Raw genomic sequence first — 26,491 nt, 5'->3', positions numbered from 1 at the left:
CTTTAGAAAATATCGTTGTATATATTTAGAGACAATTTAATCCGTTGAGTAGTGGCTTATGTTTTGGTTGCTTTCATCGTATAATACAGCATGATTTTTTCGCGTCTTGCGAATTTTTGGTTTTTTTATAAAGGAGTCCTCAGTGGCCCAATATATTTACACGATGAACCGTGTGTCGAAGATGGTGCCGCCTAAACGCGTAATCCTGAAAGACATCTCTTTATCATTTTTTCCGGGTGCTAAAATTGGTGTACTCGGTTTAAACGGTGCAGGTAAATCTACCTTGCTTCGTATTATGGCCGGCGTAGATAAAGATTTCTCAGGTGAAGCTCGCGCTCAACCGGGGATCAAAATCGGCTACCTAGAGCAAGAGCCACCATTGGACGAAACTAAAGATGTTCGTGGCAACGTTGAAGATGGCGTTCGTGAAGCACTAGATGCGTTGGCACGTTTAGACGAAGTTTTTGCAGAATATGCAGCGGAAGATGCTGACTTTGATGCACTTGCAAAAGAGCAAGAGAAGTTAGAAGCAATCATCCAAACTTGGGATGCGCATAACCTCAATAACCAGCTTGAAATTGCAGCTGGTGCATTGAATCTACCACCTTGGGATGCAGACGTAAAATTGCTATCAGGTGGTGAACGCCGTCGTGTTGCATTATGTCGTTTATTGCTGTCTAAACCAGATATGTTGCTTCTAGATGAACCGACCAACCATTTGGATGCAGAATCTGTAACATGGTTAGAACGTTTCCTTAAAGACTTCCCTGGTACCATCGTGGCAATCACGCATGACCGTTATTTCTTGGATAACGTGGCCGAGTGGATTTTGGAGCTTGACCGTGGCATGGGTATTCCTTACCAAGGTAACTATACCAATTGGTTGGAACAGAAAAATGCCCGTTTAGAGCAAGAAAATAAACAGGAAGAATCTTTTGCGAAAGCATTAAAGAAAGAACTTGAATGGGTTCGCTCTAATGCCAAAGGTCAGCAAAAGAAAAACAAAGCGCGTATGGAACGTTTTGAAGAGCTTAACTCTAAAGAATTCCAGCAACGTAATGAAACCTCAGAAATCTATATTCCACCTGGTCCACGCTTAGGTAATAAGGTTGTGGATGTTGAAGGAATTAGTAAATCATTTGATGGTCGCCTACTATATGAGAACTTAACTTTCTCTGTACCCCCGACTGCGATTGTGGGTATTGTCGGGCCGAATGGTGCTGGTAAAACCACACTATTCCGTATGATGACAGGCGAACAGCAGCCAGATACGGGTACGGTAACACTAGGTGAATCGGTTAAAGTGGCCTATGTTGGTCAGTTGCGTGACACCTTAGATGATAAGAAAACGGTTTGGGAAGAAATTTCAGGCGGTTTAGATATCTTGCGTATTGGTGATTATGAAATCCCATCACGTGCCTATATCGGTCGTTTTAACTTTAAAGGTCAAGATCAGCAAAAACGTGTGGGTGAATTGTCAGGTGGTGAGCGTAACCGCTTACAACTTGCGAAAATCCTACAAATGGGTGCAAACGTTATCTTACTGGATGAGCCATCGAACGACTTGGATATCGAAACCTTACGTGCGCTAGAGGATGCAATTCTTGTATTCCCTGGTACTGTAATGGTGGTATCGCATGACCGTTGGTTCTTAGACCGTATTGCAACGCATATCTTGTCATTTGAAAATGATAAGCCTGAGTTTTACACAGGTAACTATGCAGAGTATGAAGCATACCGTCAGTCACGTTTAAGTGAAGATTCTTCAGCAAAACGTGCGAAATACAAAAAAATTACAGGTTAATCCTTTATTCGGATTCCAATAAGAAATCAGCCTACGGGCTGATTTTTTTTCAAGCGTAGACTTAAGATAAGTGTTGTGGCGTAGTGATTTTAATCAATTCACTTTGTGCTTCCATATGTCCCTGATTGGCTGCCAGCATTAACCATTGTTTGGCTTTAAGTCTATTCGAAGCTAAACCTAGGTGACCATTTAAATAGCATTGTCCTAATTTGAATTGTGCAGAACTATGGCCTTGAGTTGCGGAATGTAAGAAGCACCACATTGCATTACGTTCATTTAAATTGGAAAGGAGTATCATATTGGGATCAATATGAAAATGATGATGAGCTGCTAAAAACTCATAATAGCGCGCACGTTGATAATGTAAATAGGCCTCTGAAATATAGACAGGGTCGTGCAGATCTTCATATTTGAAGTAGGGTCGTATTGTATTTTTGATTAAATTAATGATTTTTGTTGTGTTCATAATTTAGTCTTCTAATGAATATTCATGAACGATATCGAGTTTTATTGTCATTTTAATCGATTGATTTTAAATAAAGTAACTAAAATAAATGAGCTTGTCAAATACCGAATAAAGACTTCAGCTTAAAGCTGAAGTCTTTATTTTAAATGATGGGAAGCTAAGAAAAAGCGAGCTGATTATAGGCATCTTGTAGTTCTTTTTTAGCATTCTGATGCCCTTGATGCGCAGCTTGTTCTAGCCATTTTTCTGCATGAGAATAACTACGATCTAAACCATGCTGACCATTTAAGTAATTCATACCCATTTTGTATTGTGCTTCTTTATCACCTCTTAAGGCTGCACGTAAATCACTCCACATGATATTGCGGAGATCATGCTTTGGACTTTCAGGATGAGGCAGATCGATTTTGGATGTAAAAAACCGAGTTTTTAGATGCTCTAAAGGAATTAGGTCTTTAGAGTGATGAATACTATTTTCAGCATAGATTTTAACGCGTTTTAAAAAGTGTGCAAACATATAAACCTCCTTACCAATCTAGGAATAAAAAGCTCAAACTTGCATATTTAATTTAGCCTAAATTTTATAGTTTTTAAATCATAATTTGTAAATGGTTATGATGAATCGTTATGATCTTATTCATAAAAAATCGAAAATAGACAAGTATATTGAATCAATAATAGACGTGAAGAGTCAGTGTAATTTTATTACATGGCATCTAGCTGTTATAGTGTCTCCCTATTTTATTCAGGCTTAACGTGTGCAACGTTCAGGTATCTTGATTACTGTTTTATTAAGTTTGTTCATGTTTCAAAGTCTTTGGAATGTGGCAGCGGCTTTTTGCGGTCATGAAGTTATACAGAACAACCCTTCATCACATATTTCAGTACAGCATTTTGGACACCATGTGGCCTTAAGTTGTCAAACAGATGAGCATGCGAATGTTGCCAACCAACATCAAAGTACTGAACTCAATGACTCGATGAGTGCATTGGCTCAAAATTTGCAAGATGATCATAGTGATCATTTACCCTCTTTTTCTCATTTTATGATTGCAGATATCCAGCAAAAAGCGGATGAACCGCATTTATCAGCCTATATTAATCTGCAATTTATGGATTGGAAAAATCTGTATCAATCACCACATTTGTATCTACCAAATCCACCGCCTGTATTTTCCCCGCTATAAGGTGGGGTAGCCAAAAATAATCCCACCACTTGGTTTTATCGTGGACTTTGTGGGGCATTATCGTGTCAAAATTTAGTAGCAGTCGAAGTACTCAAACTTCGTCTAAAGTAATTGCACAGCAGGTTTTATGGATTTTAAAACATGGTGTTTTATGTATCGTTTTAATTAATCCATTGACTTATCTTCAAGCAGAACAGGTTCAAAATTTAGCTTTGAAGGAAGCTATTGCTCGAGCGAATGCTTATCAGGCTGAACAAGGCGTGTGGCAAGCACAACAGCAAATTTCTACAGCCAATATAAAACAATCTCAGCTATGGATAAATCCAAACCTATCCATACAGCAAACTGGTTTTGGTTCAGATCAAGAACAAGAGCTTTCGATTGGACTTTCTCAAACTATAGATATTTTTGGTGAACGTAAAGCGCAACAACAGTTGGCGCAAATTGCCCAATCACAGCTTGATTTAAGACAAAGGATGTATCAAGCCCAGTTGCAATTAGCCGTGAAATATCTCTGGTCACAACTGGCTGTATTTGAGTTAGAACGAGATGTTGTACGGGAGCAATTGCAAGTTAGCCAAGCGAACTTGGATGCTATACAAAAGCGCTATCAAGCAGGTAGCTTGGCACAGGTGGATGTTGATCGAGCGCGACTCAGTCATTCTGAAAACCAGCGTTTATATCATCAAGCTGATTTGCAAGTACAAGTTGCAACGCAACAATTGAGTAATTTGTGGGGACAATCGGATAAAACGCTGCAAGTGGGTTTATCCGCAAGTACATTGTGGCCAAGTTCTGTCTCTCAAGATATTCAAAATAATTTTGCAGAAAATCTGTATGAAAAATCACGTCAATTACAAGTGATGCAAGCAAAAGCAACAGTGCATCATCTTCAGGTTCAAGCTCGTCCCAACCCAACCGTTAATGTCGGCGTAAATCGGATTAAATCAATTGAAACCTCGACTGAAAATGCTTTCGTGGTCGGTGTTTCTATTCCATTAAATATTTTTGATCGTCAGCAATACGCTGTGCAGATTGCACAGGTGAAACAGAGTGCACTGATACATCAACAGGAATTTTATATCCGACAAAATGCATTACAAGTGGGTGCACTTTTAACTGAATTGCAGGGGTTGGAAGTTCAATTTAAAGAAGTGAATCAATCACAAATTCCTTTAGCGACACAAGTACAACGTAAAACCTTAATGGGATTTAGTGCTGGAAAATTTGCCGTAACTGATGTGCAACAAGCAACACTACAATTACAAGATGTCAGGTTACGTAAAGTGCAATTATTAAAGGATGCGTGGCAACGTGCAATTGAAGCTGAAAGTTTAAGTTTGGGTATAGAGCCTAGTCAAATTATGGCAAAAGATGCAATCGCACAACTCAATCAAAACTTATGGCAAGACACACAGGCTCTACCTGTGGTGGGTGGGGGAAACTAAGATGAAATTTAAAAATCAAACGGGAAAAATTTCACAAAAATTACTTATCATATTGGTTTTCGTAACCACGGCTTTGGTCACGGTTGCTGTTTATTTTTCGAGTCAAAATAAGTCGAAGCCTGAAGGCGATGAGCATGGACATGGTGGACATGAAGAATCTGAGCAACATGCTGGTTCGATTTCTCTCACAGCTCAGCAAATGATAGAGCAAGGTGTTCAGCTGGCTAAAGTTGAGTTGGGAGAGGTGGTTAAAGTCAGTGCTTATCCTGCGAAATTGTTGGTCAATACTGATCGACAAGCACATGTTTCTTCGAGTTTTAGTGGTCATGTAGAAGCGGTAAATGTTGAGTTGGGTCAACAGGTACGTAAAGGACAGGCACTCGCAACGTTATTGGTCCCTGATTTAGTTGATCAGCAATCGAATTTAAATATTGCTCAGTCTAATTTAGCACTGGCGCGTCAAGATTATGAACGCGAACGACAGTTATGGGCACAAGGTATTTCTGCAAAACAAGATTATCAGCGTGCTCATAATGCTTATCAACAAGCACAGATACAGGTTCAGGCCATTAAATCTCGTTTATCTGCTTTTGGTGCGAGTCCTCAGTCAAATGGACGCTATGTGCTGACAGCACCAATTTCTGGCGTGATTAGTAAAAAAGATTTGGTGGTCGGAGAAAATATTCAGCTGGCAAATCAATTGTTCATCATTGATCAGTTAGATCAATTATGGCTGGAATTTATTGCACCGAGTTCAGATTTTTCGGCTATGACACCGAATCAGCAAATTGAATTTAAATCATTGCAAACAGGCAATACATTTAAAGCACAAATTCAAAGTCTAAACAGTGAAGCCGATGCACAAACAGGACGTTTGCAAGTTCGAGCCAAAGTTCTATCTAATGCCGCTGAATTACGCCCAAATTTAATGGTGAATGTGCAACTTCAGCAAAAAGGTAACACTCAAGCTTTACGCATTTTAAAAAATGCGGTACAGAAAATTGAAGGTAAAGATATTGTTTTTGTTGCATCAGAGCATGATCAAAAATTTGAATTCAAAGTACAGCCAATCACGCTTGGACAAATCTCAGGTGATGGACAATGGGTTGAGGTTCAAGCGGGTCTCAATCAAGGCCAACAGTATGTCGGGCAGGGTAGTTTTCTGCTGAAATCTGAGTTGGAAAAAGGCGAGGCCAGTCATGAGCATTAATGATATTGAACAGTCTTCGTCACAACAGTCTGATGATCAATTACCTCAAGTTGAGGGTTGGTTTGATCGAATCATTCAATTTTCGATTCAAAATGCAATTTGGGTAATGCTCTTTATGCTGACTTGGGTGGGTGTCGGTATTTGGAGTTATCAAAAACTGCCAATTGATGCTGTACCAGATATTACCAATACCCAAGTACAGATTAATACCCAAGCCAATGGTTTTACTGCTTTAGAGGTTGAACAACGGATTACTTATCCGATTGAAACAGCGATGGCAGGAATACCTGATTTAGAACAAACGCGCTCGATTTCCCGTTATGGATTATCACAAGTTACCATTGTTTTTAAAGATGGGACTGATATTTATTGGGCAAGACAGCAGATTAATCAGCGTTTGCAGGAAGCACAAGCAGCATTACCCAAAGATATTTCTGCAACGATGTCACCTGTTTCAACCGGTTTGGGGGAAATCTATCAGTGGGTAATTCGGGCTGATGCTAATGCGAAAAAGCCCGATGGTACGCCTTATACAGCAATGGATTTACGTGAAATTCAGGATTGGATTGTGCGTCCACAGTTGCAGCGGGTACAAGGTGTAGCAGAAATTAATAGCATTGGCGGCTACAACAAAACCTATGTAGTCGCGCCAGATTTAAAGCGTTTACAGCAATTACAAATTCCGTTGAGTGATTTGCAGAATGCTTTGACCGAAAATAATGAGAATCGTGGTGCTGGTTTTATTGAGGAAAATGGTCAACAGCTGACAGTTCGTGTGCCTGGAACCTTAAATAGTATTGAAGATATTCAAAATATTGCGATTGCCAATAAAAATGGTTTTCCTGTACGTGTTGCAGATGTTGCAAGTGTCTCGATTGGGCATGATTTACGGACTGGTGGAGCCACTTATAATGGAGAGGAAACCGTTCTTGGCATTGCCATGATGATGATGGGAGAAAATAGCCGAACAGTAGCAAAAGCTGTGGATGCCAAAGTTAAAACCATTCAGCAATCACTGCCTAAAGGGGTTGTGATTGAAACCGTCTATGACCGCACCAGCTTGGTTGAAAAAGCAATTCATACTGTCCAGAAAAATCTGATTGAAGGTGCAATTCTGGTCATTATCATTCTATTTTTATTTCTAGGTAATTTCCGTGCAGCGCTAATTACGGCCTGTGTAATTCCGTTATCAATGTTGTTTACATTAGCAGGGATGGCAGAACAAAGAATCAGTGCCAATTTAATGAGTCTGGGGGCACTGGATTTTGGCATTATTGTGGATGGTGCGGTAGTTATTGTTGAAAACTGTATCCGACGTTTAGCTGAGGCACAGCATGCTAAAGGTCGTTTGTTAACAAAATCAGAACGCTTTAAAGAAGTTTTTCTCGCCGCAAAACAAGCACGTCGTCCCTTAATTTTTGGTCAACTGATTATTCTGGTGGTGTATCTGCCTATTTTTGCTTTATCGGGCGTAGAGGCAAAATTATTTCATCCGATGGCAATGACTGTGGTCTTAGCCTTGCTTGGAGCGATGATTTTATCAGTGACTTTTGTTCCTGCGGCGGTTGCACTGTTTGTTAAAGGTGAGGTCAAAGAAACGGAAAGTCGTTGGATGCTTTGGCTAAAAAATAAATATGCAGCCATTCTCAATTTAGCTTATGAATTTAAAGCGGTGGTTCTGACTATAGCAGGCAGTATTCTATTTTTAACCGCAGTTTTAGCCACTCAAATTGGCAGTGAGTTTGCACCGCAATTGAGTGAAGGTGATTTTGCAGTACAGCAAATGCGCTCGCCAAGTACTGGTTTAGAACAATCCTTACTGATGCAGGAAAATACTGAAAAGTTATTACTTAAAGAATTTCCTGAAATTAAAGCCATCTTTGCGCGTACAGGCACAGCCGAAGTGGCAACCGATGTAATGCCTCCGAATATTTCAGATGCTATTATTTTATTGAAAGCTAAAGATCAGTGGAAAAATCCGAAAGAAAGTATTGATGAGCTGCGTCAGCGCATGATTGCTTTTTTAGCAACGTTGCCTGGAAATAATAGTGAGTTTTCTCAACCCATTGAATTACGTTTTAATGAGTTAATTTCAGGTGTACGTAGTGATGTTGGGGTAAAAATCTTTGGTGATGATATGGAGGTGCTAAATCGTGAAGCACAGCGTATTGCACAGCAGATCAAAACTATTTCAGGCGCAACCGCTGTAAACGTGGAGCAGACCAATGGTTTACCGCTATTAAATGTTGAAGTGAATAAGGAATTGGCTGCGCAGTATGGTTTATCTGTGAAGTCGATTCAAGATTTAGTTGCAAGCAGTGTTGGTGGGCAAAATGTTGGTCAAATTTTACAGGGTGATCGCCGTTTTGATTTTGTGATTCGTCTAGATGATAGTCAACGGACAGCGCAACATTTGGCAACATTACCAGTACAACTACCAAATGGTGGGCTGATTCAACTTCAGGATGTCGCTAAAGTTGAAAATGTACTGGGGATTAATCAGGTCAGCCGTGAAGATGGTAAACGCCGTGTCGTCATCACTGCCAATGTTGAAGGTCGTGATTTAGGTTCATTCGTGACCGAGCTACAGACCAAATTAGCAACACAGCCCTTACCGACAGGGTATTGGTTGGATTATGGTGGCCAATTTGAAAATCTAGCATCAGCGAAAGCACGGATGCAATTGGTGGTTCCTCTCGCACTTATCACAATTTTTATTTTGTTGATGGCTGTTTTCCATAATTTTAAGGAAAGTTTGTTGGTATTTAGTGGGGTGCCATTTGCATTGTGTGGTGGATTGATTGCACTTTGGATGCGTGATATTCCATTATCAATGTCGGCGGGTGTAGGCTTTATTGCGCTGTCAGGTGTGGCCGTTTTAAATGGTTTGGTGATGCTGACTTTTATTAAGGAATTACGCCAACAATTTGATATTGCTTATGCCACTTGGCAAGGGGCAATTTTACGTTTAAGACCAGTATTAATGACCGCTTGTGTTGCTTCCTTGGGTTTTATTCCAATGGCTTTAGCTACAGGCACAGGTGCTGAGGTACAGCGTCCTTTAGCGACAGTGGTAATTGGTGGTATTCTTTCATCGACATTATTGACCTTGGTTTTATTGCCAATAATTTATCGTTGGATGAATGAAAAATCACAGTAATCATCTATAAATAAAGAAAAATAATACGCATATTTATAGTAGTCATTCCAATAATTGTATCATACACAGATGAATCTGTACCAAATGCAGATTCATCTTTAACAAAAATAAGGAGTCTACAGATGAGTGGACAGCATGGGCATGAACATAGTCATGCAGTTGTTACAGCAGGTAATGCTAAAAAGTTGACTTTTGCTCTGGTGCTCACAAGCACATTTTTAATTATTGAAATTGTTGCTGGTTTTGTAACACAAAGTTTAGCCTTGCTGTCTGATGCTGCGCATATGTTTACCGATGCTGCGGCGCTGGCTATTGCTCTCGTCGCTATTAAAATAGGTAAATTACCTGCCGACAATAAGCGAACTTTTGGCTATCAGCGCTTTGAGATTTTAGCCGCGCTGTTTAATGCCATAATGTTATTCGTAGTCGCAATTTATATTCTATATGAAGCATATCAGCGCTTTAGTCACCCACCAGAAATTCAAAGTATTGGCATGATGGTTGTGGCCATTATTGGTTTAGTCATTAATTTGATTTCAATGAAGATTCTATTTTCAAGTTCACAAGATAGCTTGAATGTGAAGGGTGCTTATTTAGAAGTCTTAAGTGATGCAGTAGGTTCGGTCGGTGTCATTATTGGTGCAACAGTCATCTATTTTACGGGCTGGATGTGGGTCGATACAATTATTGCAGTATTGATTGGCTTTTGGGTGTTACCTAGAACATGGGTGTTACTCAAACAAAGTATTAACATACTATTGGAAGGTGTGCCTGAAGAGATTGATATTGAAAAATTACGTGATGATTTATTGGCATTAGACGGTGTGGAAGGTATTCATCAGCTTAAAGTCTGGGCAATCACCTCGAAAAATGTACATTTGACTGTGCATTTACTCGCACCTTGTGCAGATTGGAAAGCTTTATATGAAGATGCGATGGAAATGTTGGTGCATCAGCATGGGATTGCGGAAGTCACCTTGCAGATTGAAGATGATCAATGTATGGCATATCAGCATTCTAAACAACCGAGTGCTAATCTCGATGATGAGTCTTTGCATCAACATTAAGTTGATGCAAATTTAAATCTTAAGATAATACTAGTTTAGATTTTCCATTGGTGATCACAATCACGACATTTCCATTCTTTGTTGGCTTGCATGAAAGATTGCATGGAAATTTTAAAATCAGGTAGATCACGCCAAAACAATACACCAGCAATGGCACTGATCATAAAGATAATGACTGTAGCAATTTGCAAAGTTTGACCCGCACCATTACCAAAAATCCACATCGCTATACTGATAATGACTAAGAGTAAAAGTATAAACAGTGATGGGATTAAAAAAACAAGGCTTTTCGGCACAACAGGGCGTATAGCTGGTTCACTGGCACTTGCAACTGGTAAAATTTTACGACTTTGGCATTTTGGACATTGGTATTGCATGACAACTCCACAGATCTTTTTGATGTAATTCTATAACAATGTGGTCTAAATCTAAAATTTAAAGCAATAAAAAAGCCACTGAATGTGTCAGTGGCTTTTTTGAATTTGGCGTCCCTACGGGGATTCGAACCCCGGTTACCGCCGTGAAAGGGCGATGTCCTAGGCCTCTAGACGATAGGGACATATCGAGGCAACACAGGTAAAACTAATAACTTGGTGGAGTCAAGGAGGATCGAACTCCTGACCTCTACAATGCCATTGTAGCGCTCTACCAACTGAGCTATAACCCCAGTCTGTGTGAGCGCCATATTAGGGATATTCCGCTCACACGTCAATAATAAAATTAATTAAACGTCATCAACTGCATCATTTTTCGGCAATTTTAAGCTTTCATTGAGTTTTTCCCAATTTTTCGCTTCTTTTTTACTCGGGCCGCCGACAATTTCAAGTGCATGACGTAAACGAGCGAAGGTTAAATCTGGACCAATGGTTACCATCGATTGCATTACCGGGGTTGAACTGGTCGAACCGGCAATTGCAATAAAGAAGCTTGGCATGAAATCACGCAGCTTAATGTCCATTTGGCTGGCTAAGTCCATTAATGTTTGGCTAACTGTCTCGTTATTCCACGCAAATAAGCTTTCTAAACGCCAAATGGCAAACTGTAAGCTCTGACGAACTTGTTCTTCACTGAGTTTTTTACTTGCAAATTGTTCTTTAGAAAGTTGTGGGAATTGGTTGAAGTAAAAACTTGCCCAATTTACGGCTTCAGAGAGTAAGTTAATTCGAGGTTGTATTGCAGCGGCAATGTCCTCTAATGTTTTACGGTCTGCTTTCCAAGCCAATAAGGTATTTAATAATTCTGCTGGAGAAAGTGCTTTAATCCATTGGCCATTCAGCCAGTTGAGTTTTTCTACATCAAAGATTGGGCCACCCAATGAGACACGCGTGATGTCAAAATGTTCAATCATTTCAGTCAAAGCAAATTTTTCACGCTCATCTGGCATTGACCATCCCATACGACCGAGATAGTTCAATAATGCTTCTGGCAGTACCCCAATATCTTTGTAATAGTTAATTGAGGTTGGATTTTTGCGTTTAGATAGTTTTGATTTATCGGGGTTACGCAACAATGGCATGTGGCATAGCACAGGCATTTCCCAGCCAAAGTATTGATACAATAATTGATGTTTAGGTGCAGATGGAATCCATTCTTCCCCACGAATCACATGTGTGATTTGCATTAAATGGTCATCTACTACGTTTGCCAAATGGTAAGTTGGTAAACCATCTGTTTTTAACAAAATTTGCATATCAACTTGCGCCCATGGAATTTCCACTTCGCCACGCAGCATGTCATCAAATTTACAAGTGCCTTCGGTAGGCACTTTCATTCGGATGACATGAGCCTCACCTGCGGCAAGGCGACGTTGTACCTCTTCAGCCGAAAGTAATAACCCACGTCCGTCATAACGTGGGTTTTCGCCACGCGCTTGTTGTTCCACACGCATTTGATCTAATTCTTCAGCGCTGGCGAAGCAGTAAAAAGCATGGCCTTTTTTAATGAGTTCTAAGGCATAATTTTTATAAATATCCATACGCTCTGATTGGCGATATGGTGCGTGTGGTCCGCCAATATCAGGCCCTTCGGACCAGTTCAGACCTAACCAACGTAATGAATCTAAAATCATTTTTTCAGATTCAGGGGTAGAACGAAGTTGGTCAGTATCTTCAATACGAAGAATAAATTCTCCACCATGCTGTTTCGCAAAACATAAGTTAAACAATGCGATATACGCAGTACCTACGTGGGGAAAACCAGTAGGAGAAGGAGCAATACGAGTACGGACAGTCATAGTCAAATATTATTCAAAATATAAATTTGATCTATTATAACGAAAAAGCCCAAACGCTTAAGGGTTAATTGACCAATAAACGATTGAGCTTTTAAATTCTCTTGGAGAAAAGAATTTTATACAATACTTCTATGAACCATGTGGTTGAAACAGTGCTTGTACAAAACGAGAGAAACGTTGGTGTTGTGCTGCTAAAAAATTCTGGGTCGGTGCTTTGTTGATCGCGGTGAGGACTTTAAGCTGATCATTGTCCGAAACGAGTTTGTTGTCACCACGTTTTTGTTGAGCCAGTGCTTTTTCAATCGGTGATTGCTTTTCAGTTATCACTGATGAAAGCAGTTGTTTATGGCTATCTTTAATTACTGCTGCTTGGCTTATTGGTGCAAAGCAAGTCAAGCACAGACTTAATCCAATCACTTTATGCACTTGTATCTTCATTTTAAAATACCCCAAGGCTAGTCATTTTTGTTTTATTAAATTCTTGGCTAAATAATAACCTTAAACAATAATAAAAACTACAACTGCATCACATTCCTTTACAAATTAATGCAAATTTCAAACTCGAGGTTTGCTTTTTGTCATTAATCTTATGATTTTTACATTTGTAGCAAATAAGTATGAAGATATCGTGAAGGGGAGTGGTAATAAAGCATTATTTGTTCGTTTTTAGAAAATTTAGTGCTAAGTATTATAGGTTTTTTAATATCTAAAATAATGATTTTATAAGCATTTATTTTTATATTGATAAGATTGAGTATTTAAAAAAATAAAATTAAAGTGCATTTCAATTATTCAAAAATAGTACACGATAATGAACAAAAATATTTTAGTTACTTTTATTGGTCTGATGGGGTTATGGAGCGTAAATAGTTATGCTGCAAAAGAATTTTTAAACGTTTCTTATGATCCAACCCGTGAATTTTATCAAGAATATAATAAAAGCTTTGGTGAGTTTTGGAAAAAGCGAACAGGACAAGAAGTTGAATTTAAGCAATCACATGGTGGTTCTGGTAAACAGGCACGTTCAGTTGTCGATGGTTTACAGGCAGATGTTGTGACACTGGCATTAGCTAATGATATTGATGAAATTGTGAATGCTGGTTTAATTAATCCAAATTGGCAAAAAGAGTTTCCAAATAACTCAGCTCCTTATACATCCACGATTGTTTTCCTTGTTCGTAAAGGAAATCCTAAAAACATTAAGGATTGGAATGATTTGACTAAAAATGGGGTAGAAATTATTACACCCAATCCTAAAACAGGAGGTGCTCCACGTTGGATTTATCTATCTGCATGGGGATATGCATTAAAGCAAAATGGCGGTACGGATGCTAAGGCACGTGAATTGGTCAAAAAATTATATAAAAATGTCAAAGTTTTAGATTCAGGTGCTCGCGGCTCTTTAACCACATTTGCAGAACGTAATATTGGGGATGTTTTATTATCTTGGGAAAATGAAGCTTTATTGGCAACTCAAGGCCCAGATAAGGACAAATATCAGGTCATTTATCCATCTATTTCAATTCTTGCAGAGCCATCGGTCGCAATTGTAGATAAGACTGTAGATAAAGATGGAAATCGTAATCTGGCTAAAGGATATTTGAATTATTTATATTCACCTTTAGGTCAAGAATTAGCGGCAAAGTATAATTTTAGACCGCGAAATCCACAGGTTGCAGCTAAATATTCGGCTAAATTTCCAAAAATAAAACTTTTTACCATTAATGATGTTTTTGGTGGCTGGGCAAAAGCACAGAAAACACACTTTGTGAATGGTGCGATTTATGATCAAATTTCTGCTGAAAAATAAGTTTGATTGCTTGTTAAAAGGCAAAACACACACAACTTGTTATTCTTTTTTTTCATAAATAAAGCATAAAAATGTATAAAATTGAAATAAGGTGAAATCATAGCATTTTTGTAAAATAAACAGTGAATTATGATATTTTTTCTGTAATACAAAACTGAAATTAAAAATTATTGAATTGATGTTTAGGAGCATATTTTATATATTTAACCTAATTAAAATCATATATTTGTGTTGCAATGAAAATCAATTTTAAAGCGATATTAAGTGCGGCAGTACTTGTTTCAGGTTTTGTGCTCAGCACAACATCTGTACAAGCGGCTGACCGTGAGTTTTTGAATGTATCTTATGATGCGACACGTGAGTTTTATGACGAATTTAATAAGTCATTTGGTGCTTATTGGAAACAACGTACTGGTATTGATGTGCAATTTAAACAATCACATGGTGGTTCAGGCAAGCAAGCCCGTGCAGTCGTCGATGGTTTAAAAGGCGATGTGGTGACACTGGCATTAGCGAATGATATTGATGAGATTGTAAAATCAGGTCAAATTAATCCTGGTTGGCAAAAAGAGTTTCCTTATAATTCTGCACCCTATACTTCAACCATCGTGTTTATGGTTCGCAAAGGTAATCCTAAGCAAATTAAAGATTGGTCGGATTTAATCAAACCGGGTGTACAAATTATTACGCCAAATCCAAAAACGGGTGGTTTACCACGTTGGATTTATCTATCGGCTTGGGGCTATGCACTGAAGCAACCAGGTGGAAATGATGCCAAAGCGCGCGAATTCGTATCTAAAATGTACCATAACGTCAAAGTGATGGATCCTGCTGCACGTGCGTCTATGACAACTTTTGCTGAACGTGGCATGGGTGATGTGTTGTTGACGTGGGAAAATGAGGCGATGATCAGCAAGAAGAGCTTAGGCAATAAGTTTGATATTGTTTATCCTTCAATGTCGATTTTGACTGAACCTTCTGTTGCCATTGTGGATAAAACGGTCGATAAGAATGGAAATCAGTGGTTAGCAAAAGGTTATATTAATTATTTATATTCGCCTTTAGGTCAGGATATGGCGGCAAAACATTTCTACCGTCCGCGCAATGCACAAGTTCTTGCGAAATATTCAGCACAATTTCCAAAGTTAAAAACCTTTACCATTGATGAAGTCTTTGGTGGTTGGTCAAAGGCCCAGCAAACACATTTTGTAAATGGTGGTGTTTTTGATCAAATTTATAACGATAAGCGTTAATTTGAATTTGAAACCTAAAAAAGCCTCTGATTAGAGGCTTTTTTACTGTATTTAGACGTGTAAAACGGTTTTCTCTATGAAAAGTAATATTTCCCTACAAAAAGTCATTTGGAGCTTTGATAAAACAAGGTGATAATACTCAGTTACATTTTTTGATTGAACTGAATTTTAACTTATGTCTCATATTTCTGTATTACTACATGAAACTGTTGCTGCTTTACTGGCAGATCGCGATACAGGAATTTATATTGATGGGACATTTGGACGTGGTGGGCATACCCGTTTATTGCTTTCAAAGCTAGATGCGAATGCGCGTGTTTATGCATTCGATAAAGATCCTCAAGCCTTGGAAGTCGCGGCTCAATTAGAACAAGAAGATCCTCGATTTAAAATCATTCATGCTAGCTTTGCAGATTTACAACAAGAAATGAATCAATTGGGTATTTATCAAGTTGATGGAATTATGGCTGATTTAGGCGTTTCATCACCGCAATTGGATCAGGCCGAACGTGGTTTCAGTTTCATGAAAGATGGACCTTTAGACATGCGTATGGATAATTCACAGGGACAGACCGCAGCTGAATGGTTAGTGAATGTAGATGAAGAACATCTGGCGAATGTAATTTTTCAATATGGTGAAGAGCGTTATAGTCGTCGTATTGCCAAAGCGATTAAAAAAGCAGGGTATATTGAAACCACTGCGCAATTGGCCGAGATTGTCAAAGTTGCTCATCCAAAATGGGAAAAAAATAAACATGCTGCGACACGCACCTTTCAGGCGATTCGTATTGAAATTAACAAAGAACTTGATGATGTGCATGTTTTTTTACCACAAGCAGTCGATTTGTTAAAAGCACATGCACGTTTGGCTGTGATTAGTTTCCATTCACTGGAAGATCGTATTATTAAGCAATTTATTCAAAAAGAGTCTACCTTGGGTGAAGATACCAGTTGGGGAATGCCACAACAAAGAGAAGATACGCGTCGACTGAAAAAAATAGATCGCATTCGTGCCAGTGAGTCTGAAGTGAAACAAAATCCTCGTTCACGAAGTGCATGGCTGAGAGTTGCTGAACGCTTAGAACCTAAAGGCGAAGAATGAAAGAAGAAAGCATAGAAAAAAACATAGACAAGAAAAGTAATAAGTTGGTGGTTAAAAAAACACTGGTTTATACTTTTTTGGTTGGAGTCGCTTTGGTGAGTGCCTTTATGGTGGTATTGCAGGTTTTTTCATACCGCCATGATTTTCGTGATTTAAATTCTTATATGCGTGAACGTGAAGATATTAATGCAGAATGGGGGCGATTGTTAATTGAACAGCAAACCTTTGGTGCAACTGCGCAGATAGGAACACGCGCGGTGACACAATTAAGAATGTATTCTCCGCCAGCTGCACAAACGGTTGTCATTTCATTACCCACTGAACCAGAGCAAAAGAAATAAGGCATGCTGTATGGCAGATAAGCAAATAAAACCAACACGACAACCACGCAAAAAACAGCAGTCAATTACAGAAAAATCGACTATTGCTGTAGAAATGTGGCGTTTTTATTTAATGTGGGGCATTGTGTTATTGTGCTTTGTCCTGCTGGTGGCGCGTGCATTTTATGTGCAGGTTGTGAATAAAGATTTTTTGCAAAATAAAGCCAATGCCAATATTCTAAGAAGTGAAAAAATCAAAGCAATGCGTGGGGTGATCAGTGATCGCCATGGCGTACCTTTAGCGATTAGCACACCGATTATGAAAGTGGTGATCGATCCACGTGAATATTTTGAAACCCAGCACGAATTTGTAAAAATAACAGAAGCGTTAAAGCAAGAACCGCATAGCCGTAAATTAAAACGTCAATTACCGGATGAAAATTTAAATCTGGATGAACTGGCAGATGCTGTTGGAATTGATCGTGCAGATTTGAAAAAGAAGCTGAATGATCGTCCGCGCTCACGTTATCTAGTCTTAAAAAAAGAAGTACCGCCACCGCAGTCAGATTTAATTGTAAAACGTAAATTTGCAGGCGTATATGCCGAAAAAACCTATAAACGCTATTACCCGCAGCCGCAACCGAATGCACAAATTATAGGTTTAACCAATAGTGAAGGTTCTGGCATTGAAGGGCTGGAAATGCAGCTCAATAAACAATTGGCGGGAGAGGATGGCGAACAAAAAATTTCTCGTGATAAACATGGTAATCGCGTTAAAGTTCCTGAAGTAGTAAAGGAAGTGACTGCGGGTGAAAATATGACCCTCAGTATCGATTCACGGCTGCAATATATTATGTATCGTGAATTGACAGCTGTAGGGGTCGCAAATAATGCGCGCTCGGCTTCTTCGATTGCAGTTGATGTGAAAACGGGTGAAATTTTAGCGATGGCGAGTTGGCCATCGTACAACCCAAATGATAAAAATGGGTTGCAAAATAAAGATGCCATGCGAAATCGTGGTGCGATTGATATGTTTGAACCTGGCTCGACCATGAAGCCGTTTACCATCTCAGCTGGTCTGGAAAGTGGTAAATACACTCCAAATACGGTGGTGAATACCAGCCCTGGCTCAATGCGCATTGGTAATCATACGATTCGTGATACTCATAATTATGGTTCACTAACCGTCACGGGTGTCATCATTAAATCTTCTAACGTCGGTTCTGCGAAAATAGCTTTATCGATGCCATATTCAACCTTACCAACCTTCTTTAAACGTATTGGTTTTGGACAACGTTCTGCGGTCAAATTCCCTGGTGAAAGTGGTGGTTTAATTTTACCACCGAGTAAATGGAATGTTTCTGAAGTCGGTACCATGGCTTATGGTTATGGTATTAATGCCACCATGCTGCAATTAGCACAAGGCTATGCCATGTTGGCAAATCATGGGGTAAAAAATCCACTTAGTCTGTATAAATTGCAAGAACAGCCGAAAGGTGAGCAAGTACTTTCACCTAAAATTGCGGATGAAGTGCTCCTCATGTTAGAGCAAGTGACGATGCCTGGTGGAACTGCGAAACAAGCCAATATTCCAGGTTATCGTGTCGGTGGTAAAACCGGTACAGCCCATAAATTACGGCCTGACCATCGTGGTTATTCGAATACGGAATATCGTGCTTTATTTGCAGGTGTTGCACCGATTAGCGATCCGCGTTTAGCCATTATTGTGGTAGTGGAAAATCCGCGTGGCCAATACTATGGTGGTTTGGTCGCCGCACCCGTATTTGCAAAAATTATGCAAGAATCATTGCGTTTAATGAACGTTCCTTTAGACAAACCGCTCGAAACGGTAAATGTATCCAAGTAGGAAGATTGTAGTGATTCATTTTCAAGATATTTATCACCTAGAAAACCCACTGCCTTGGATGTTTGAGCCATTTCAGGGCTTTTGCTTGGATAGTCGATATATCCAAGCAGGACAAATTTTTATTGCTTTAAATAGCTATTCTCAACCGGAAAAAATACTGCAATTTGCTCAGTCTGCACTAGAAAAAGGTGCTTTGGGTGTTATTAGTGAAACCGAGTTAGCCTTGAATCATGTTTTAGTTTGTCCTGATGTCCGTCAGCGGATGGGTGAATGGCAAAAACACTATTTACAAGCGACTGATCTGGTAACAGCCACTCGCATTCTGGCGGTGACAGGTACGAATGGTAAAACTACGATTACTCGTTTAGTAGCTGAATTACTTACGTTGCAAGATCAAAAGTGTGCAGTGATGGGGACGACGGGGAATGGAATTTTACCTCATTTAGAAGCATCGTCACATACCACATTGGATGCTTTACATTTACAAAATTTATTGCATGATTTTGCCAAAAAAGGTGCTGAATTTACTGCACTGGAAGCCAGTTCACATGGTTTGGAGCAAGGTCGATTACAGGGTTGTGATATTGAAATTGCAGCCTACAGTAATCTCAGCCGTGATCATCTGGATTATCACGGGACGCTTGAAGTGTATGCTGAGGCTAAATCTCGCTTATTTAAGTTCCCATCCTTAGAAGTTGCTGTAATTAATGTTGATGATGAGCATGCGCATGTGATGATAGATGCAGCAAGCAATAATCTAGCTCATCCTAAAGTATTAACCTATTCGACCAGTCAAGCAGCGAATTATCAGGTCTTTGCAATCCAATATAGTTTAAATGGTGCAATATTTAGATTAAAAACGGCTCAGGGTGAATTTGAAGTTCAAAGTCCGTTACTGGGGCATTTTAATATTGAAAATCTAGTCGCGAGTTTAATTGTGGCGGAGCAAGCAGGCTTTGACTTAGAGCAATTGATTGCAACTGTGCCTCAGTTACAAGGTGCACCAGGACGGATGCAAGTGATTCGGGATCAGGATCGTTTATTTGTTATCGATTATGCACATACGCCAGATGCATTGACGCAAGTGCTAAAAACGCTAAAGCGCCATGTTGAAAATCAACTTTGGGCAGTCTTTGGTTGCGGTGGTGATCGTGATCGGGGTAAACGTCCACTCATGATCCAGGCTGCTTTAGAGCAAGCGAATCCAGTGATGATTACATCGGATAATCCACGTACAGAAGATCCACAACAAATTTTTGCCGATATGAAGCGTGATGTTGATTTTAATCAGCATGATGTGCATGAAATACATGATCGTCGTGAAGCAATTAAATATGCAGTCCAACATGCACAGTCTGGCGATATTGTGGTGATTGCTGGTAAAGGACATGAAAACTATCAAGAAATTGATGGTGTACGCCATTGGTTTGACGATGTGGTTGAAGTGCAAGCTGCCATAGATGCACAACACCATCAACCCCATTCAGCTTATCCCGCTCAGTAGGAATATAAATGCACACCTCGACCACCAGTACTGTGCCTTTGGAGCCATGGTCAGCAGGGCAACTTGCTGAAGCGACTCAAGGGTATTGGTACTTAGATCAAGCACCACAAGGTAAAATTAAACGTATTTTGACCGACTCACGCCAAGCTGAGTTCGGTGATGCATTTTTAGCACTCAAAGGTGAGCGCTTTGATGCACATGAGTTTATCCAGCAGGTTGCGAACCAAGGTTGTCAAATTGCGATTGTCAGTCGACCTATTGATGCCGATATTTGCCAGCTTGTGGTTGCCGATACGCGTTTAGCACTTGGGCAGTTAGGTGCTTATCGTCGTGCACACAATCCACAGCTCAAAGTGATTGCTTTAACTGGCAGTAGTGGCAAAACCACGACCAAAGAAATGCTGGGAAGTATTCTTTCTCGATTAGCACCTACATTGATTACTCGTGGCAACTTAAATAATGATTTAGGTGTTCCAATGATGCTGCTAGAGCTCCGTGCAGAACATCAATTTGCAGTCATGGAATTGGGAGCCAGTCATCAAGGTGAAATTGACTATACCTCAAGCTTAGTTCAGCCACATGTTGCTGGCATTCTCAATATTGGAACAGCGCATTTAGGTGAGTTTGGTGGGCGTGATGGTATTTGCCATGCAAAATCTGAAATTTATGCGCATCTTGATCCAGCAGGAACTTCAATTATTCCTGCACAGGATGATTTTAGTGATGCAATTCGACAAGCCATTAGAACCCAAAAAGTTTTAAGCTTTGGAGAGGATGGTGATGTTTATGCCACAGATATTGAGTTATTGGTTCAATCTGCACGTTTTACCCTGAATACACCAGAAGGTGCTCGCTCAGTCCATTTACCTTTTGCCGGTTTACATAATGTGCAAAATGCTGAAGCCGCGGCTGCGTTTGCTTTGGCACTCGATATTCCGTTGGATGATATTGTGCAGGGGCTAGAAAGTGCGCAAGGTGCTAAAGGTCGGTTAAACTTTATCCAAAAAGGCAATTACGTCTTTATTGATGATACCTATAACGCTAACCCGACTTCAATGCGTGCTGCTGCGGAAGTGTTAGCCCAGCAAGACGGCATTAAAGTGATGGTGATTGGTGATATTGGTGAGCTTGGGAATACAGCGGCACAGCAACATTATATGCTGGGTCGTGATTTGGTTTCTGTCCAAGGCATTAATTTTGTCGTTGCTGTGGGGGAGTTTTCTCCTGCTATACAAGAGGGTGCCAGAAGTACTCAATATGGGAAAAAATTACAAGCTTTTCTCACGCAAGAACAAGCTTTACCCCTTTTAATGAATTTAATTGCAACACATCAACCCCAGTCCATGAGTTTCCTATTCAAAGGTTCTCGTTATACCCATATGGAAACGTTGATGGCTGATTTGATGGAGAAACTTTAATGCTGTTATGGTTGTTTGAACATTTGGCAGGGTATAACAACACTTTTCAGGTAGTTCGATACTTGTCTTTACGGGCATTACTGAGCGTCTTAACTGCGCTGGCAATCGGATGGGCTCTAGGGCCAGTCATGATTCGTAAATTACAAACGTTGAAATATGGCCAAGCAGTGAGTTCATTTGCACCTGAAAGCCATGCCAAAAAGATGGGTACACCCACCATGGGAGGGATTCTAATCCTACTTTCTATCGGGGTCAGTACATTACTGTGGGCAGATTTATCTAATCCCTATGTGTGGATTGTACTTGCTGTGATGGTGATTTTTGGTGCAGTAGGTTGGGCAGATGACTGGATTAAAGTTCGTTATAAAGATAATGCAGGTTTACCCGCACGCAAAAAATTCTTTTGGACTTCAGTCGGTTCTTTGGGTGCAGGTATTGCTTTATATGTAATTGCCACACAGCAGCCAAATCCTGAACATACTGCCAATATGTTAGATTTGTTGATTCCGGTCTTTAAAAATTTAAGTATCCCATTATCGTCGATTCCTTTAGGAATTGGTTTTATTTGCTTTACTTATTTGGTGATTAATGGCGCATCCAATGCCGTCAATTTGACTGATGGTTTAGATGGTTTAGCGATTATGCCAATCGTCTTGGTTGCTGCTGGTTTGGGTGTCTTTGCTTATTTGGCGGGCGATATTCGTTTTGCAACATATTTACATATTCCTTATGTAAAATATACTTCTGAGCTTGTGATTGTTTGTGCTGCCATGATTGGTGCTGGTTTGGCATTCCTTTGGTACAATGCGCATCCTGCTCAGGTGTTCATGGGGGATGTTGGGGCTTTATCCTTAGGCGCGATGCTCGGTACAATTGCGGTCATGGTACGTCAAGAAATCGTGTTTGCGATTATGGGGGGGGTCTTTGTAGTTGAGGCTATTTCAGTATTCCTACAGATTGGTTCACTACGTATGCGTAATAAGCGTGTCTTTTTAATGGCACCTTTACATCATCATTATGAGAAAAAAGGCTGGCGTGAAACTCAAGTGGTCATTCGTTTTTGGATTATCACGATTATGCTGGTAGTTTTAGGTCTAATGACTTTAAAATTGCGTTAAGAAAATGTGATGTGAAAAAGTCGACATGGGTCGGCTTTTTTTATCGCGAATCAATAGTCTTGGAGAGCACTATGAATTTGTTGATGTGTCCAGTATGTCGTGAGGCATTGAGCTTAACGGATCGAACGTGGCGCTGTGCAAACAATCATAGTTATGATGTAGCAAAACAAGGTTATGTGAATTTGCATGTAGTGCAGCATAAACACAGTAAAAACCCAGGTGATACACCAGAATCTGTAGAGGCACGACGTCAATTTTTAAGTGCTGGTTTTTATGAACCTTTACAACAGGCTGTGATACAAAAAATTCGTGATTTACGGATTGAAAATTTATTGGATATTGGTTGCGGTGAGGGTTATTACACCGATGCTATGCAACAAAAAGTAGTGCAATGTGTTGGTGTAGATATTGCCAAAAATGCAGTACAAGTGGCTGCAAAGTTGAATAAAGGTGTGACGTGGGTGGTTGGAACTGGAGCAACTTTACCAGTTCTAGATAGTTCGATTGATCTTTGTAGTAGTTTATTTAGTCCAATTCCGCAACAAGAGATTCTCAGGGTGTTAAAGCCTAAAGCATACTTATTGGTGGTCACGCCTGCGCCACAACATTTGTACGCAATGCGTGAAGCTTTGTTTGATGAAGTGAAGCTACATACTCCGTATAAATTTGTAGAGCAATTACAAGATAATTTTGAACTGGTGGATCAGACTGTTGTTGATTCCACATTTATTTTAGATCAGATCCAATTAAAAAACTTAATTGCAATGACGCCTTATGCTTACAAAGCTAAGCCTGAAAAACGTTTACTTTTGGAACAGCAAGCACAATTTAATTTAACGGCTAGTTTTCAGATTTATGTTTTCAAAAAGAAATGATTTCAATGCATAAATATGCAATAAAAAAAGCCATCAGAAGATGGCTTTTTTTATTGCATTAGATTTTTTATTCCACTTGATTAATCAGGTTTTCTAAATTGTCTCTAGTGTCTTTGTGAGAGTTTGAATTGTTCTGATTCATCGTGGGTGGCGTAACATTAGATGGCGATAATGCCTTTTCATCATCAAGTAAGTCATCAAAATCGCTTGATGGATTACGTGTAGGTGCAACGGGTGCTGGACGATAAATTGGACGTGCTAAAGGCGGGGAAGTACGATAATTATCTTTCTGAGATTCAGCTTGTAGCTGTCCTCGCTGTTCTCTGGAAATAGGCGCTTTGGCATTTGCATCAAAACGCACCCATGACTCTGGTGTACCTTCCAGTGATTTACTCATGAAGTTCACCCAAACAGGTAAAGCTGCAATGCCACCATACTCGCGACGACCTAAAGTACTTGGTTGGTCAAAGCCCACCCAAGTAATTGCAACGAGTTTTCCATTAAAACCAGCAAACCAAGCATCTTTGGCATCATTGGTTGTTCCCGTTTTTCCAGCGAGATCATCACGACCAATTTTTAGTGCTGCACGTCCAGTACCATGCACAATAACATCATGCAAAATATTGGCCATATCAAATGCGGATTGAGATTTTAAAATACGCTGTGCTTGGCGATATTTACTTTGCTCTTCTTTAGAGAGAGGGTCTGAGTTTTTATGTGTAACTGTTTGATTGGTCAATTGAATGACTTCATCATCTGGCGTTGTCGTTGTGTTTTTAGCTTCTACAACATCATCTTTTTGGCCAATGCAAGTAATGCAGGCATATTCAGGATTGGCTTCGTAAATGATCTTGCCATAAGCATCTTCAATCCGCGTGATGAAGTGCGGTTGAATACGATAGCCACCATTGGCAATACTTGAATAACCCGTAGCCATTTGTACAGGTAAAACTTGTGGTGTACCTAAAGCGATCGTAAAATTACGTGGTATTTGGTCCTCTTGAAGCCCGAAATCCATGAGTAATTGACGCGCACGCTCAACCCCCACGCTTTGTAATAAACGTACTGAAACCGTATTTCGAGATAAATACAAAGCACGACGCAGAGGGATCATGCCGAGGTAACGGCCATCTGAATTTTTGGGTGTCCATTTTCCAATAGTGATGGGACTATCGTTCACCATCGAATAGGGGGTTAGGCCTCTTTCCAGTGCTAAAGCATAAATAAAGGGCTTAATGGTAGATCCAGGTTGACGCCATCCTTGCAGTGCTCGGTTAAATTTAGATTGATAAAAATTATAGCCACCAACTACAGCAATGATTGCACCATCATTGGGATTCATGGCAATCAGTTGGCCTTGAACTTTAGGAACTTGAACTAATGCCCATGCTGTTTTTTCAGGATTCGGACGTAGCCGAACAATATCTTTGATTTTTACAATTTGGGCAGCATTTTTGGGTGCTTCACCGACACTATTGGCATTACGGTAAGGCCGAGCCCATGACATACCTGACCAAGGCACTGTAATTTTAGAGCCATCTTGCATTAAAGCATCAAAGCTAGTGCTATTAATTTTAATTACTTCGGCAGGGTAGGTGTTGGCATAAGCAACAAATTGCTTTAAGGGTTTATCATGCGCTTCAGCACCACGCCAACCATGCCGACGATCATATTCTTCTAAGCCTTTTTGTACTGAGTCCTCAGCATATGCTTGGCGTTTGCTATCGATGGTTGTATAGACTTTATAACCAGAATCAACTGCGAGTTCCCCAAACTTTTCAACCAACTCCGAACGTACCATTTCGCCAACATACGGATACTTATTGCTTACCCCTCTGTCAGGCATATTTAAGCTAACTGGTTCAGCAACAGCCTTTTGGTATTCTGTCTGATTGATATAACCTAATTGTAACATGCGACCTAAAATCCAATTACGACGTTCTAAAGCCCGTTCAGGATTTACAACAGGATTGTATTTTGAGGGTGCTTTAGGTAAACCCGCAATCATTGCCATTTGAGCTGTACTGAGTTGGTCTAGATTTCGGTCATAATAAATTTTTGCAGCAGCAGCGATGCCATAGGCATTTTTACCTAAGAAAATTTTATTGACATATAGCGTTAAAATATCTTCTTTGGATAAGTTTTGTTCAATTTTACGGGCAAGAAAAACTTCTGTTAATTTTCGTTTTAATGTTCGTTCAGAAGATAAATAATAGTTTTTCGCAACTTGCATAGTGATGGTTGAGCCACCAGTTTGTACATTTGAGCCAGTAACACTTTCACTTACTGCTCGTCCTAAGCCTTTAAAACTAATCCCACTGTGCTCAAAAAATGAAGAATCTTCAGCAGCTAAAAAAGCATGGATAAAAGTTGGCGGAATTTGATTATATTCAACCGGCACAGAAAGTTTGCCACCATATTCTGCAATAAGTTGGTTGTCGGCAGTATAAACTTGCAACGGTTTTAGTAATGGCGCTTTTTTCAAAGCGCTCATTTCTGGCAAGGATGGGGCAATATAGAGATACATGCCATAGAAGCCCATGGGTATTGCGATTAAGGTAATAATAATCAGCAAAAAAAAGGGATGAATATAACCTAAACGAGATAGCTTTTTCATAACAAGTAAGTTTTAATAAGAGCTAATGGCAA

The 26,491-nt window shown here is 39.7% G+C and carries 21 protein-coding genes and 2 tRNA genes; 15 read left to right on the top strand and 8 right to left on the bottom strand.

All coding sequences use genetic code 11. The features are described 5' to 3' along the window. Positions 1 to 142 precede the first annotated feature (142 nt). Positions 143 to 1,804 (top strand): energy-dependent translational throttle protein EttA, encoded by a 1,662-nt coding sequence (gene ettA / locus B9T27_RS01670; RefSeq protein ID WP_086205122.1) that lies wholly within the window; start codon positions 143 to 145, stop codon positions 1,802 to 1,804. 61 nt (positions 1,805 to 1,865) lie between these two features. Here the strand turns inward: ettA and B9T27_RS01665 are convergent, their stop codons facing one another. Both B9T27_RS01665 and B9T27_RS01660 read right to left on the bottom strand, forming a co-directional pair. After that, on the bottom strand, positions 1,866 to 2,270 hold the full coding sequence (locus B9T27_RS01665; protein WP_143222554.1) for a tetratricopeptide repeat protein: 405 nt from the start codon (positions 2,268 to 2,270) through the stop codon (positions 1,866 to 1,868). Between the two features lie 157 nt (positions 2,271 to 2,427). Continuing rightward, positions 2,428 to 2,787, bottom strand: coding sequence for a tetratricopeptide repeat protein (locus tag B9T27_RS01660; protein WP_086205121.1), 360 nt, complete (start codon positions 2,785 to 2,787; stop codon positions 2,428 to 2,430). Positions 2,788 to 3,028: 241 nt separating this feature from the next. Between B9T27_RS01660 and B9T27_RS01655 the strand changes: the two genes are divergently transcribed. The 5 genes from B9T27_RS01655 to B9T27_RS01635 all read left to right on the top strand — a co-directional run bounded on the left by B9T27_RS01655 (position 3,029) and on the right by B9T27_RS01635 (position 10,342). Then, a complete protein-coding gene (locus B9T27_RS01655) occupies positions 3,029 to 3,457 on the top strand; it encodes a cation efflux protein, CzcI-like (RefSeq protein WP_086205120.1) in 429 nt (142 codons plus the stop codon). 110 nt (positions 3,458 to 3,567) lie between these two features. Beyond that, positions 3,568 to 4,905, top strand: coding sequence for a TolC family protein (locus B9T27_RS01650; protein ID WP_086205403.1), 1,338 nt, complete (start codon positions 3,568 to 3,570; stop codon positions 4,903 to 4,905). After that, entirely contained in the window at positions 4,892 to 6,115 is a 1,224-nt protein-coding gene (locus B9T27_RS01645; RefSeq protein ID WP_416224377.1) for an efflux RND transporter periplasmic adaptor subunit, read from the top strand. Before B9T27_RS01650 ends, B9T27_RS01645 begins: the two co-directional genes overlap by 14 nt. Beyond that, positions 6,105 to 9,275 carry an efflux RND transporter permease subunit gene (locus B9T27_RS01640; RefSeq protein ID WP_086205118.1) on the top strand — a complete coding sequence of 1,057 codons (3,171 nt, stop codon included), beginning with the start codon at positions 6,105 to 6,107 and terminating at the stop codon, positions 9,273 to 9,275. Before B9T27_RS01645 ends, B9T27_RS01640 begins: the two co-directional genes overlap by 11 nt. Positions 9,276 to 9,397: 122 nt before the next feature. Next, entirely contained in the window at positions 9,398 to 10,342 is a 945-nt protein-coding gene (locus tag B9T27_RS01635; protein WP_086205117.1) for a cation diffusion facilitator family transporter, read from the top strand. A 35-nt stretch (positions 10,343 to 10,377) separates the two neighbouring features. Here the strand turns inward: B9T27_RS01635 and B9T27_RS01630 are convergent, their stop codons facing one another. The 5 genes from B9T27_RS01630 to B9T27_RS01610 form a co-directional block, all read right to left on the bottom strand. Beyond that, positions 10,378 to 10,719: a hypothetical protein gene (locus B9T27_RS01630; RefSeq protein ID WP_086205116.1), complete on the bottom strand. Its 342-nt coding sequence runs from the start codon at positions 10,717 to 10,719 to the stop codon at positions 10,378 to 10,380. 106 nt (positions 10,720 to 10,825) lie between these two features. Continuing rightward, a tRNA-Glu gene (locus B9T27_RS01625) sits at positions 10,826 to 10,901 on the bottom strand. A gap of 32 nt (positions 10,902 to 10,933) precedes the next feature. Continuing rightward, a tRNA-Ala gene (locus B9T27_RS01620) sits at positions 10,934 to 11,009 on the bottom strand. A gap of 57 nt (positions 11,010 to 11,066) precedes the next feature. Beyond that, entirely contained in the window at positions 11,067 to 12,575 is a 1,509-nt protein-coding gene (gltX, locus tag B9T27_RS01615) for a glutamate--tRNA ligase (protein WP_086205115.1), read from the bottom strand. 129 nt (positions 12,576 to 12,704) lie between these two features. Beyond that, entirely contained in the window at positions 12,705 to 13,013 is a 309-nt protein-coding gene (locus B9T27_RS01610; RefSeq protein WP_086205114.1) for a hypothetical protein, read from the bottom strand. 373 nt (positions 13,014 to 13,386) lie between these two features. On the opposite strand from B9T27_RS01610, the gene B9T27_RS01605 reads away from it, so the two are divergent. The 9 genes from B9T27_RS01605 to B9T27_RS01565 all read left to right on the top strand — a co-directional run bounded on the left by B9T27_RS01605 (position 13,387) and on the right by B9T27_RS01565 (position 23,842). Next, positions 13,387 to 14,385: a sulfate ABC transporter substrate-binding protein gene (locus B9T27_RS01605; RefSeq protein ID WP_322853562.1), complete on the top strand. Its 999-nt coding sequence runs from the start codon at positions 13,387 to 13,389 to the stop codon at positions 14,383 to 14,385. A gap of 236 nt (positions 14,386 to 14,621) precedes the next feature. Next, on the top strand, positions 14,622 to 15,638 hold the full coding sequence (locus tag B9T27_RS01600; RefSeq protein WP_086205113.1) for a sulfate ABC transporter substrate-binding protein: 1,017 nt from the start codon (positions 14,622 to 14,624) through the stop codon (positions 15,636 to 15,638). Between the two features lie 175 nt (positions 15,639 to 15,813). After that, the gene (gene rsmH, locus B9T27_RS01595; RefSeq protein WP_086205112.1) at positions 15,814 to 16,740 is read left to right on the top strand and encodes a 16S rRNA (cytosine(1402)-N(4))-methyltransferase RsmH; all 927 of its coding nucleotides are present in this window, start codon (positions 15,814 to 15,816) and stop codon (positions 16,738 to 16,740) included. Next, positions 16,737 to 17,081, top strand: a complete 345-nt coding sequence (locus B9T27_RS01590) for a cell division protein FtsL (RefSeq protein ID WP_086205111.1) — start codon at positions 16,737 to 16,739, stop codon at positions 17,079 to 17,081. Before rsmH ends, B9T27_RS01590 begins: the two co-directional genes overlap by 4 nt. Positions 17,082 to 17,091: 10 nt before the next feature. After that, on the top strand, positions 17,092 to 18,927 hold the full coding sequence (ftsI, locus tag B9T27_RS01585; RefSeq protein ID WP_086205110.1) for a penicillin-binding protein PBP3: 1,836 nt from the start codon (positions 17,092 to 17,094) through the stop codon (positions 18,925 to 18,927). After that, the gene (locus tag B9T27_RS01580) at positions 18,914 to 20,431 is read left to right on the top strand and encodes a UDP-N-acetylmuramoyl-L-alanyl-D-glutamate--2,6-diaminopimelate ligase (protein WP_086205109.1); all 1,518 of its coding nucleotides are present in this window, start codon (positions 18,914 to 18,916) and stop codon (positions 20,429 to 20,431) included. Before ftsI ends, B9T27_RS01580 begins: the two co-directional genes overlap by 14 nt. Positions 20,432 to 20,439: 8 nt before the next feature. Next, positions 20,440 to 21,849: a UDP-N-acetylmuramoyl-tripeptide--D-alanyl-D-alanine ligase gene (locus B9T27_RS01575; RefSeq protein WP_086205108.1), complete on the top strand. Its 1,410-nt coding sequence runs from the start codon at positions 20,440 to 20,442 to the stop codon at positions 21,847 to 21,849. Beyond that, positions 21,849 to 22,967, top strand: a complete 1,119-nt coding sequence (gene mraY / locus B9T27_RS01570) for a phospho-N-acetylmuramoyl-pentapeptide-transferase (RefSeq protein ID WP_086205107.1) — start codon at positions 21,849 to 21,851, stop codon at positions 22,965 to 22,967. The genes B9T27_RS01575 and mraY overlap by 1 nt, the downstream gene beginning before the upstream one ends. A gap of 71 nt (positions 22,968 to 23,038) precedes the next feature. Further along, entirely contained in the window at positions 23,039 to 23,842 is an 804-nt protein-coding gene (locus B9T27_RS01565) for a putative RNA methyltransferase (protein WP_086205106.1), read from the top strand. Positions 23,843 to 23,909: 67 nt separating this feature from the next. On the opposite strand, the gene ponA is transcribed toward B9T27_RS01565, so the two are convergent. Beyond that, complete coding sequence (gene ponA, locus B9T27_RS01560) at positions 23,910 to 26,459, bottom strand: penicillin-binding protein PBP1a (RefSeq protein WP_086205105.1); 2,550 nt, start codon at positions 26,457 to 26,459, stop codon at positions 23,910 to 23,912. Positions 26,460 to 26,491: the final 32 nt, after the last annotated feature.

It is taken from the genome of Acinetobacter sp. ANC 4648 (assembly GCF_002135345.1).
Lineage (GTDB): Bacteria > Pseudomonadota > Gammaproteobacteria > Pseudomonadales > Moraxellaceae > Acinetobacter.
This window is presented reverse-complemented; position numbering and strand designations above follow the sequence as displayed.